This is a genomic window from Mycobacterium pseudoshottsii JCM 15466, assembly GCF_003584745.1.
GTDB lineage: Bacteria > Actinomycetota > Actinomycetes > Mycobacteriales > Mycobacteriaceae > Mycobacterium > Mycobacterium marinum.
Window position 1 is genome coordinate 5,226,334 of record NZ_AP018410.1, and the last position, 11,473, is coordinate 5,237,806.

7 protein-coding genes and 1 pseudogene are annotated in these 11,473 nt (G+C 63.6%); 3 read left to right on the forward strand and 5 right to left on the reverse strand.

All coding sequences use genetic code 11. The annotated features are described in order from the left end of the window. Positions 1-245 precede the first annotated feature (245 nt). Together MPSD_RS23775 and pdxH are read right to left on the reverse strand one after the other, a co-directional pair. The gene (locus tag MPSD_RS23775; RefSeq protein WP_036426278.1) at positions 246-1,715 is read right to left on the reverse strand and encodes a flavin-containing monooxygenase; all 1,470 of its coding nucleotides are present in this window, start codon (positions 1,713-1,715) and stop codon (positions 246-248) included. Between the two features lie 263 nt (positions 1,716-1,978). Further along, on the reverse strand, positions 1,979-2,638 hold the full coding sequence (pdxH, locus tag MPSD_RS23780; protein ID WP_015357092.1) for a pyridoxamine 5'-phosphate oxidase: 660 nt from the start codon (positions 2,636-2,638) through the stop codon (positions 1,979-1,981). Positions 2,639-2,708: 70 nt separating this feature from the next. Between pdxH and MPSD_RS23785 the strand changes: the two genes are divergently transcribed. Then, a complete protein-coding gene (locus tag MPSD_RS23785; protein WP_086085043.1) occupies positions 2,709-3,830 on the forward strand; it encodes a citrate synthase 2 in 1,122 nt (373 codons plus the stop codon). Positions 3,831-3,879: 49 nt separating this feature from the next. Here MPSD_RS23785 and MPSD_RS23790 read toward each other — a convergent pair. Beyond that, a pseudogene (locus tag MPSD_RS23790) lies at positions 3,880-5,431 on the reverse strand (Ig-like domain-containing protein). A 1,422-nt stretch (positions 5,432-6,853) separates the two neighbouring features. Here MPSD_RS23790 and MPSD_RS23795 point away from each other — a divergent pair. Next, positions 6,854-7,312: a VOC family protein gene (locus MPSD_RS23795; protein ID WP_015357094.1), complete on the forward strand. Its 459-nt coding sequence runs from the start codon at positions 6,854-6,856 to the stop codon at positions 7,310-7,312. A 76-nt stretch (positions 7,313-7,388) separates the two neighbouring features. Here the strand turns inward: MPSD_RS23795 and MPSD_RS23800 are convergent, their stop codons facing one another. Both MPSD_RS23800 and MPSD_RS23805 read right to left on the reverse strand, forming a co-directional pair. Next, entirely contained in the window at positions 7,389-9,074 is a 1,686-nt protein-coding gene (locus tag MPSD_RS23800; protein WP_036426275.1) for an FAD-dependent oxidoreductase, read from the reverse strand. 18 nt (positions 9,075-9,092) lie between these two features. Continuing rightward, positions 9,093-10,118, reverse strand: a complete 1,026-nt coding sequence (locus tag MPSD_RS23805; RefSeq protein WP_012396188.1) for an AurF N-oxygenase family protein — start codon at positions 10,116-10,118, stop codon at positions 9,093-9,095. A 206-nt stretch (positions 10,119-10,324) separates the two neighbouring features. Between MPSD_RS23805 and serC the strand changes: the two genes are divergently transcribed. Further along, the gene (serC, locus tag MPSD_RS23810; protein ID WP_036451116.1) at positions 10,325-11,455 is read left to right on the forward strand and encodes a phosphoserine transaminase; all 1,131 of its coding nucleotides are present in this window, start codon (positions 10,325-10,327) and stop codon (positions 11,453-11,455) included. Positions 11,456-11,473: the final 18 nt, after the last annotated feature.

Below are 11,473 nucleotides of genomic sequence, written 5' to 3' on the forward strand. Positions count from 1 at the left end.
TGACGGGCCACCGTGGCATGCCCCGACAAACCCTTTGCATATTCCGTGCGGAAGCCGGATGAACGGTCAGAAAAGCGAATGCGCGCGATCGAGCGGATTGCCGACCGTGCCACACCCCGCTCATCCGCCCCTCGCGAGTCATTGATATTCAGCGACAAATATTTCCGCAGGAACTATTTCACAGACTTAAATCACGCGGTCCACCGGTGCACCGATCGAAGCGCCGGAAATCGCGCGTGACCCGGCTACCAGGCCAGGACCTCGGGCCGGCGACGCAAGTGATACTGATCGAGGTCGGGATTGGCGAGCATGGCCCGATGCTCGGCCGGCGCGAATGGCCACACCTCCGGCACCCAATCATCGTTCAGATACCAGCTGCTGCAACCCGTCGTCCACACCGTCTTGGGCATCGCAGCCCGCAGCTTGGCATTGAATTCATCGGTTGCCCACGACGTCGGCTCGACCGTGTCGAACTCGCCGCTGCGCCACCGCTGTATCCAGCGCAATGTGTGATCGGCCTGCGATTCGGCAATGCCGGTCAACGGGTAATTCCCCACCGGACTATGCGGACCCAGCATCATGAAAAAGTTCGGAAAGCCCGGCATTGCCACCGTCTGATACGCATATGGGCCGCCGCGCCATAGCTCGTCGATCTCGACACCGTCGCGACCGATCAGCTTCATCGGCCGGAAGAACGCGTGCGAGTCGAATCCGGTGGCGAGCACGATGACGTCCACCTCGCGCAGCACCCCGTCGTCGGTCACGATGCCCGCGTTTTCAATGCGGTCGATGCCCGTGGTGACCAGCTCGACATCGTCACGCTGGATGGCACGGTAGAACCCCGAGGACATCACCAGCCGCTTACACATCGGCTGGTAGTCCGGAGTCAAAGCCTGGCGCAGGTGTGGATCCCGGACCAGGCGCAGGCTGGCACGGCACGTCATCCCCGTTACGCGGCGATGCCAGCCCGGCCTGGTCAGCGCCGCGGTGAATTGCTCGAAGGCCCGGCCCCATATCTTGTAGGCCAACGATTCGAGCCACGGCGCCCCGCGGTAGCAGGCACGACTCACCTTTGAGTACTGCCTGTTAGGCCACGGCAGGATCCACTGCGGGGTGCGCTGGAACATGGTGACCTTGGCCGCCACACCCGCCAGGGCGGAGACGAGTTGCACGCCGGTTGATCCGCTACCGATCACCGCCACGCGCCGCCCCTGCACCGCGACCCGTTGATCCCACCGGGCCGAGTGAAAGGCGCTGCCTCCGAAGTCGTCCAAACCTGCGATCGCCGGCACCCGCGGGTGGTGCAGCAAGCCGGTGGCCACGATCAAGAAGTCGACCGCCGTCTCTTCGCCGCTATCCGTCACCACCGACCAGTGATCGTCTTCAAATCGCGCGCTGACGATTTCGGTCCCGAAACGAATCCGGTCCCGCAATCGATAACGGTCGGCAATCCCACAGAAGTAGGATTGAATTTCGCCGCCCGGCGAGAATAAGTTCGACCAATCCGGATTCTTGGCAAACGAGTACTGATAAAGCCGCGAAGGCACATCACAGACCAGGCCCGGATATGTGTTCTCACGCCATGTCCCACCGACCTCGTCGGCCTTCTCGTAGATGGTGACATCGGTAATTCCACTGTTGAGCAACTTAATTGCCATGCAGATTCCGGCCATACCTGCGCCAACGATGGCGACGGAAGGATCACGCCTTGTCATTGATCAGTTGCTCCCAATAGACGCGCACTACCAAAACTTCCTTCTAAAACTTCCTTCTAAAATGCCGTTCGATAATGCGACATGCAAAAAGGCTGCGTTGACACAACAAGATAAGGGCCCAGTACCCGCCGCTGTCAAATTAAGCCGAAAGCGCTACATAGATCAGAATCCGATTCTGATTAATGCAGCGCGCGGAAATTGAATGCACTATGCACCCGGCGCGATAATCACCGGCCGCAATTAGTGCGAAAGGTTTGCCGATCTCAGGGTTGCAGACGTTCGATCTGTGTGCCGCTGACCCGAATCCGATTGTGCACCCGGTTCTCCCGGCCCTGCCAGAACTCGACCACCTCAGCTGCGATGAGATAGCCGCCCCAATTCGGCGGCACCGGGATGCGCTCGACGTCGGCAAAGCGCGCCGTCACCTGCGCCAATTTGTCGAGCAATGCCGCGCGCGACGCGATCGGCTGCGACTGGTGCGACGCCCATGCGCCCAGCTGAGACCCACGCGGCCGCAAAGACCAGTAGTCCTCGGTCACCTGCGCAGCGACCCGGCTCACCGGGCCACGGACGTGAACTTGGCGCCCCAGCTGGTACCACGGAAACGTCACGGACGCGTACGGAGTCTCGGCCAGGTCGGCGCCCTTGGCCGAGTCATAGCTGGTGAAAAACGTAATTCCGGCCTCATCGACCGCCTTGCACAGCACCGACCTGCTAACCGGGCGCCCCTCCGAAACGGTGGCCAGCACCATCGCGTTGGGTTCGGCGATCCCGGCATGTTCCGCGTCGTCTATCCACTTACGAACCAGCGCAAGCCATCCGTGGCCGAGCCAGTCCGCATCCAGGTCGGGACTGGCATCCTTTTCGGGTGACCCATATTCCACCCGCATCGCGGCCAGGCGCTGCTCGTTTGGCCCTGTCATTGCGCCAACGCTACCGGTGGGGCTACTAGGCGGTAGTTTCCGCCCCGAGGTGGAGTGCAAGAATTTGGCTATGACTGTGGTCCCGGAAGATTTTGTCCCTGGCCTCAATGGCGTAGTCGCCTTCACCACCGAGATCGCGAAGCCGGATAAAGACGGTGGCGCGCTGCGCTATCGCGGCGTCGATATCGAAGATCTCGTTAGTCTGCGGGTGACTTTCGGCGATGTGTGGGCGCTGCTGGTCGACGGGGAATTCGGCCGCGGGCTGCCGCCCGCCGAGCCATTCCCGCTGCCGATCCACACCGGCGATGTACGAGTCGATGTTCAGGCTGGGCTGGCGATGCTGGCGCCCATCTGGGGCTACGCCCCACTGCTGGACATCGATGACGCCACGGCCCGCGAACAGTTGGCGCGTGCGTCGGTGATGGCGCTGTCGTACGTCGCTCAATCGGCACGCGGCATCTATCAGCCGGCCGTGCCTCAACGAGTTATCGACGAATGTTCAACGGTAACAGCGCGTTTCATGACCCGATGGCAAGGCGAACCGGACCCCAGGCACATCGAAGCCATTGACGCCTACTGGGTGTCGGCCGCCGAACACGGCATGAACGCCTCGACGTTCACCGCCCGCGTCATCGCCTCTACCGGCGCGGACGTCGCAGCGGCACTCTCGGGCGCGATCGGTGCGATGAGCGGGCCGCTGCACGGCGGTGCACCGGCCCGAGTCCTCCCCATGATCGAGCAGGTCGAGCGCACCGGAGACGCCCGCGGCCTGGTCAAGGGCATTCTGGACCGCGGCGAGAAGCTGATGGGCTTCGGGCATCGGGTCTACCGCGCGGAGGACCCGCGGGCGCGGGTGCTGCGCGCCACCGCCGAGCGGCTGGCGGCACCCCGGTACGAAGTCGCGGCGGCCTTGGAACAGGCGGCCCTGGCCGAGTTGCGTGAGCGCCGTCCCGACCGAGCCATCGAGACTAATGTCGAGTTCTGGGCCGCGGTCATTCTGGACTTCGCCGGCGTCCCGGCCAACATGATGCCGGCGATGTTCACCTGCGGGCGGACCGCCGGCTGGTGTGCCCACATTCTCGAGCAGAAGCGGCTGGGCAAGCTGGTCCGCCCCTCCGCGATCTACGTGGGGCCGGCGCCACGCACCCCGGAGTCGGTCGCGGGCTGGGACCGGGTGCTGACCACCGCATAGCATGCGCCCGGACAGGTCGAATCGAGCACCAAATGCCAAGCGCTACAAACTAGTTCGGGTAAGAGACGTTGTTGGTCTCGTAGTGGAAGGCAACCGCCGGAGGGCTGGGGTCCGACAACGGTTGCCCGTTGGAATTGTTGAAGTTGGGCGCCTCATTGCTGTAGGCGGTGGCCTGCAGCGTCACTCCCGTGCCACTGCGATAGAAGATCTTGTCGAGCAATTCGCATTCGTTGCCGACCATGCAGTCCGGCGCGAACGGCGGCGTGGTGGGGCCGTGCTCGACCTCCACCCAGGCGTCGGTGAGCCCGGTGGAACCGGCGAAGTCGAGCAGGCCGGCTTGGTCCTCGGAGTACAGCGCGTTGAAGTCGCCGGTGACGATCACCGCGCGGCCCGCGGAGTTCTGCAGGATGTAGTTGGCAAGCTGCCTGAGGTTGGCGTTGGTAAGCACCCCACCACCGGTGTTGGCATGCAGGTTGTAGAGGTCCATGGTGTTTCCGCCCGGCAGTTGCAGCTGGGAGTAGCTAAAACCCTTCGGGGTGAGGCAGTTGTCGGCATCGCATTGAAACCACGTCTGCCGGTCGAGTCTTTTCACCTTGAACACGGCGAGGCTATTGAGCCCGTCGGAGAAGGGCACACCGATCGGCCACAGCAAGGTGGGCGGGCTGGGCGGTGTCTGGCTGGGCATCCTGGACTTCTTGATCAGGAATTCGTGGTAGCTGAAATCCTCCTGGACGTTGGACACCGAGAAGTTGTTGAGCCGCTTCCCGATCTCCTTGGTGTAGAGAAAGCGCGGCAGCATCGCGCTGGAGAGCGGGAACGGCAGCCCGGCGATGTTGTACGTCAACATGCTGAAGTCGCCGCTGATCGTGTCGGTCGGGATGTTGCCAACGAAGATCGTCACGGTGGCGACGTCGTCGTGGCCGTGAAACGGGCCCAAGTATCCGGCTAGCCCGTGCACGTGCAGGCTGGTGTCATCGCTGACCGCAACGGTGAACGTGTCGATGCCAACGAAATTCGGCTCGGGTGTGTAGACGAAGGCGGCCCTGCTCTCGTCGATGTTCACCATGCCGTGCTGAGGCCCACCAGGGGGTGCCGCGGGGATTGACCTTGAAGGTCATCCTGTTGCCATCCGGGTCGTAGGCCGAAAACGGAACCAGGCCCGTCGAGCCGTTGACGTCGATCTTGAGTTGTTGGGGCGTGGCCACCGGCGTGCGGTTTTCGAGGATCGGCACCACTCCATTGCGGATTGAGGCCAGGAAATTGATCACGGCGTTGAGCAAGTCATCGGGGATGTTGCTGGGATCAAGCTGTGGCGTACCCACCCCTGGCGATGCCGCACCCGGCAGAGCCGTACCGGGCAGTGCCGCTCCCGGCTGCGCCGCACCGGGCACCGCACCCGGCTGTGCCGCCCCCGGCAGCAGAGACGCTGCGGTGTTCTCGCCGCCCGGCGGCGCGGGGACGTCGGCCCACGATTCACCATTGGAGGCGTCCGAATCAGTTGGTGCGGCATGGCCGATCGCCTGATCGGTTGCCACCGCAGCACCCACCACCAGAACGAACACCAGCGCCCCGACCCGGACCGCATGGCTGGCGTAACCCATAAATTCTCCTTGTGCCTCCACCGGGAAAGTGGATTCGTCGGATGACGCTTTGCCGGTCGATGAGCAAGCTCGCGGTGGCTCGCCGGGCAAGCTCGATGCGAGCCAGGCCCAGCAAAGCCAACGGCCCGTCCGACGGCATCGACTGACAAAGTGGCGGTATTGAGGTGTCGCGCTGCTCACCAGGATGTTCGAGGTGTGCAACCGGGAGGTCCGTAACGTGCAGCGAAGTCTGCTGCCCCACCAGAGCTATTGTCAATACCGATCTTTGGAGCCGGAAGCCGCGGTCGAGCCCGCCCGAGTAACCCGCGTCCGGACATGCAGGACCGCCTCACCCAACGCATCATTAGCGCCCGCCCTGGCTCGACCGAATGCTCAAACACCCTGAATTCCAATTAAATTCATCCAGATCACCAGCCCATACCCTGGCCATCCCGATGATCCGCCGAGGGGAGCAAAAAGGCAGCAAGAAGGCACTGCCAGTGGCGACCGTTGCAGCGACGTTCTGTCGTGAGTGAATTGATCTTGCCAGCCGGATAGCGCACAAGAAACGCGATCAAAGTGGCCATAGTCATTGCAAGACAGCACTTATCACCTATACGCAGCCATCTCGAGTCAGCGCAGTTCAAGGTTTCTCCGCTGCTGACCAACGCTTTTCGATGAGACAATCGGTGAGCGATGCCATCAGCATCCTCGTTTCGCCCAGGCTTCTGACTTCGGCGGATTTTCGGGTCGACCTATATGCCAACATATTTCGTACATGACGAACCTGCGCGTCAGTCGCTTTCACCCTCTCGGCCAACATTCGCATCCGACGCCGGAGCTCGGACACCAAAGCGACGCCAGTCCGCGATCGTGGATGTTCGGCCACCAAGGGTTGACATATCGCCAGGAAGTGCTAGAGGGGCACAATTCCCTCGCAAATCCCGTCAAAATCAGCGTGTTTCGTGACGTAATAGTACCCGTGTCGCGATCCAATCGTATTCGCGCCGTTACCGAAAAGTGCTCTCGCAGAATTGAAATCGTAGTCAACGGCGCCGTGTCTAGCGCTTTGGCGTCCACCAGGTCACTTGACGATCACTCGCCCATCACGGTCAGACAGTCACGGTGGACGCATCACAACATCGGCCCGCGGCCGGGAGCCGGCCGCAGCCAGCAACCGGGGGGCGAACCAGGGGCGGTCGGGAACCAAGGCGAACCGCACCGAGCGACGGCCACCGTCCGTCGCCTCATCCGCGCCTCATCCGCGCCTGACCTGCGCCTGATACAAGAGTCCCGCACAGGCGGCCAGCGCCCGTCCGGCCACAAGCCACCGGGGCTTGTCGGTGCCCCGCGGTTAAATGACGAACGCAGCGATGAGTTTGTGTCGCGGCTTGGGTCAGTACCGGTGAGCCCATTCGGGAAGCCAACAGCAAGGAGACTTTCATGGCAATCAACGTCGAACCCGCCCTGTCCCCCCACCTCGTCGTTCACGACGCCGCGGCCGCCATCGACTTCTACGTCAAGGCCTTCGGGGCCGAGGAGTTGGGCCGGGTGCCCGGTCCGGACGGCAGGCTGGTCCACGCCGCGCTTCGGATCAACGGCTCTACCGTGATGCTCAACGACGACTTTCCCGAGATGTGCGGGGGCAAGTCGATGACACCGGTATCCCTGGACGGAACACCGGTCACTATCCATCTGACCGTCACCGATGTGGACGCGAAGTTCCAGCGGGCACTGGATGCCGGAGCCACGGTTGTGGCGCCGTTGGACGACCAATTCTGGGGAGACCGCTACGGAGTTGTCGCCGATCCTTTTGGCCACCACTGGTCGCTGGGCCAGCCGGTACGCGAGGTCAGCATGGAGGAGATCCAAGCGGCCATGTCCGCACAGGCGAGCAACTAACGCAGATCAACCCTGCCGTTGCGCAGGCGTCGCCGTACCGCGGCGCCTGCGCAACGGCGCGGCCTGACGACTTCGCTTACCTGCCGAGGATCGCCGCGAGCAAGCCACGAGACGGGCGCACCGGTGCCCCCGAGGCGGCGGCACCCAGCATGTCGGCCACATCGGTGAATTTGTTGCGCGGACGCCCCTCGGCGTTACCGCGTGCAATCTCGGCCGCGTCGATGGCAAACCATCCCGCGGAGTCGATGACGTCGGGTTCGCGGGTATGCACCAGCTTGGCCAACGCGGCCGGTTTGCACACCGGATCGCCAAGCTTGCCCGCGTTGAAGTCGGCGACCAGCGCCGCAACCGTCTGCAGCGAGCAGGACTTGTTGGTACCGATGAACCCGGAGGGCCCGCGCTTGATCCAGCCCGCGACATAGACACCTGGCACCGGGGCGCCGCGAACCGGGTCCACGACTCGGCCACCGTCATTGGGGACAACCGCCGCATTGTCGTCAAACGGCAGATCGCCAATCTTCGTGCCGCGATACCCGATCGACGTCAGCACCAGCCCCGCATCGAGGGTGCGCATTTCGTCGGTACCGGTCACCGAAAACTCCACGCCGCTGGCTCGCTGCTCACCACGCACCGATCGGGGGGTGAGTTGGTATGCCAGCCGGATGCGCGGGCCCGATGCCGCCGAGCCCTCCCCCAGCGTTGCCAAGATCTCCAGCTTGCGCTTGGTCAGTTGGTCAGAGACGGTTGCCAAATCGTCAAGGACCCGCTGACGATGGGCCGCGTCGAGAACCACCTCGGCGCAACCCGTGAGCCCGATCAGCTCGGGCAGAGTGAACGCCGAGTGGGCGGGTCCGCGGCGGGCGGCGATCACCACCTCGCGAACCGCCGAGTTGCGCAGTGCGCGCAGCGCCGGGTCAGCGATATCGGTGCGAGCCAGGTCGTCCGGATTCGCGGTGAGCATGCGTGCCACGTCGAGGGCGACATTTCCGTTGCCGATGATCACCGCGCGCTCGTGGCTCAGGTCGACAGGTAGGTCAGTGAAGTCTGGATGCCCGTTTATCCATGCGACCAACTCGGTCGCGGTACCGGTGCCCGGCAAGCCCATCCCATCGATGTGCAGACGACGATCATCGGGCGCGCCGACCGCATACACCACAGCGTGATGGTGGGCCAACAAATCCGCGTGACTCAGCTGCCTGCCGATCTCCACGTTGAGGTAGAACCGAAACCGGCGATGGCGTGCCACCCGGTCGAACAATCGGGTGACCCGCTTGGTGTTCTGATGATCCGGCGCCACACCGGCGCGCACCAAGCCGTAGGGCGTGGGCAGCTTCTCAAAGACGTTGACGCGCACGCCATGCTGAACCAGCAACTCGTCGGCGGCATACATCGCCGCGGGCCCGGACCCGACGATGGCGACGGTGAGGGGCTGGCTGCGCGGCCGAACCTGGGCAGCGGGGATCACCGGTGCCAGCTTTGACGTTGGCGGTAGCTTCTCGCCGCCCTGACGCTGCGGATAGTACGACGCATTGATTTCCACGAACGGCAGTTGCTTGGAGTCCAGCCGCGAGTCGGGCGCAATCGCACCCACCGGGCAGGCGCTCACACATACACCACAGTCCACGCAGGCCACCGGATCGATATAGAGCATTTCCGACGTCGCGAAGCCGGGCTCGTCAGGTGTCGGGTGGATGCAATTGACCGGGCAGGCGAACACACAGGACCCGTCGTTGCAGCACGACTGGGTAATAACGTGCGGCATAGAACAGCTCGTAACGGCCTATGCGGCGGGCGAAGCGGCCAAGTGCTGGCGCTGCGGCTCGCTGCGATACCGAGACGGCTCCCCATCGATCTTGCAGATACGCCACATCAACCGCGCCGAGCGAGTCTGCATCAGACCGGTGTCGTGGGCCAGCATCCGCACGTCGGCGAACATGTCGCGCAACCACTTTCGCGACTCTGGCGATCTGAAGAACAGCTCCTTTTTGACCTCACGCGGGATGTCGAACTCCGCCCAGAACTCCTTCGGCGGCACCAGGATCGCATTGGCCAGCGACCGCATCGTCAGCGGCAAGTACAGCGAGATCCAGAACCGCTGCCGCTTGGTGAGCTTCGGCAAGCGTTTGCGGAGGAATTCGTGCGCAAACGAGATGTGCCGGGCTTCCTCGGCGACATGGATGGCCATCACCCGTTCCATGACCGGATGGAGCAACTTACCTTCGCGCAACACGTTCTTTTGGGTGTGGTCGATGGGCTCCTCGCCGGCGAGCACACCAATGAAGAACGCCACCGGCAGCGGGCCGGCCACCAATGGAACCAACGGCGAAATCCAACGCAACCGCCGGGGCATCCCGGGCACGTCGGCGCCGACACGGTTGACCATCTCCTGGAACATCATGGTGTGGTTGCACTCTTCGACCGATTCGTGCAGGCAGTACCGATACTCCGGTGATCCGTTGGGCATCCAGAAGGTGTAGTTCATCAGGCCCCTGACCAGGATGGACTCAAAATGCAGCCCAACCTTGGCCACGTTGGCCTGCCGCCACATCCCGATCTTGATCTTGCGTTCTTCGGATTGAGCCTGGTACCAGGGATGGCGCCCCAACGGGTCCGTTGCCGGGAGGATCCACCGGGGATCGTTGTCAGTGACAGCGAACTCCGGTGACTCCCAATCGATATCGGTGTACGGGTTGAAATTCCGCCGCACAGACCCCTCGGACAGTGTGGCGAGCATTTCCACGTACTCGGCGTCGTCGCGCACTTCCATATTGCGGCGCCACCGCCGAACCATTCGCGTCCTGGCCATTACAGCCCTCCTCGATGAGGTTTACATTCGGACGTGTGATGAACACGGTACCGCTGGTACCGGGAATTATCCAGACCCTCGAAAGGGAGAGTGGCCCAAGCCCCAGCGGGCGGTCAACTGTGGGCTCGCTCACATCGGATCGCGCTGCCAGGCATTTTTCGGCCCGCTTGGTCCCCACCGCGCCACCTCTCATTACCCTGATTACCATGGCTGACCAGCTCGCGACTTCCCTCGACATTCCCGCCAACCTCAAGCCCAGCGACGGGCGCTTCGGATGCGGCCCGTCCAAGGTCCGGCCCGCCCAATTGCAGGCCCTGACCAGCACCGCAGCCGAGCTGTTCGGCACCTCCCACCGTCAGGCACCGATCAAGAATCTGGTCGGCCAGGTGCGGTCGGGGCTGACCGACCTCTTTTCGTTGCCCGACGGCTACGAGGTCATTCTGGGCAACGGCGGCGCGACGGCGTTCTGGGACGCCGCGGCCTTCGGCTTGATCGACAAACGGTCGTTGCACCTGACCTACGGTGAGTTCAGCTCGAAGTTCGCCTCGGCCGTCGCCAAGAACCCGTTCATCGGCGACCCGATCATCATCAAGGCCGACCCGGGCAGCGCACCCGAACCGCAGGCCGACCCCTCCGTGGATGTCGTTGCCTGGGCCCACAACGAGACATCGACCGGTGTGGCGGTGCCGGTGCATCGTCCGGCCGGCTCAGGCGAAGCGTTGGTTGTCATCGACGCCACCTCGGGCGCCGGCGGCCTGCCGGTGGACATCACCGAGGTCGACGCCTACTACTTCGCGCCACAGAAGAACTTCGCCAGCGACGGCGGCCTCTGGCTGGCCATCATGAGCCCGGCCGCGCTGGCGCGCGTCGAGGCCATCGCCGCGTCCGGCCGGTGGGTCCCCGACTTCTTGTCGCTGCCGATAGCGATCGAGAACAGCCTGAAGAACCAGACCTACAACACTCCGGCGATCGCCACCCTGGTGCTGCTGGCCGAACAGCTCGACTGGCTGCTCGGCAATGGCGGGCTGGACTGGGCCGTCAAGCGCACCGCCGACTCGTCGCAGCGGTTGTACTCGTGGGCGCAGGAACGTCCCTACACCACCCCGTTCGTCAGCGATCCCGCCCTGCGCTCACAGGTGGTGGGCACGATCGACTTCGTTGACGACGTGGATGCCGCCGCCGTGGCCAAGACCCTGCGGGCAAACGGCATCGTCGACACCGAGCCGTACCGCAAGCTGGGCCGCAACCAGCTGCGGGTCGCGATGTTCCCCGCGGTGGAACCCGACGACATCAGCGCACTCACCCAGTGCATCGATTGGGTTGTCGAGCGTCTTTAACCTCGCCGTTATCAACCG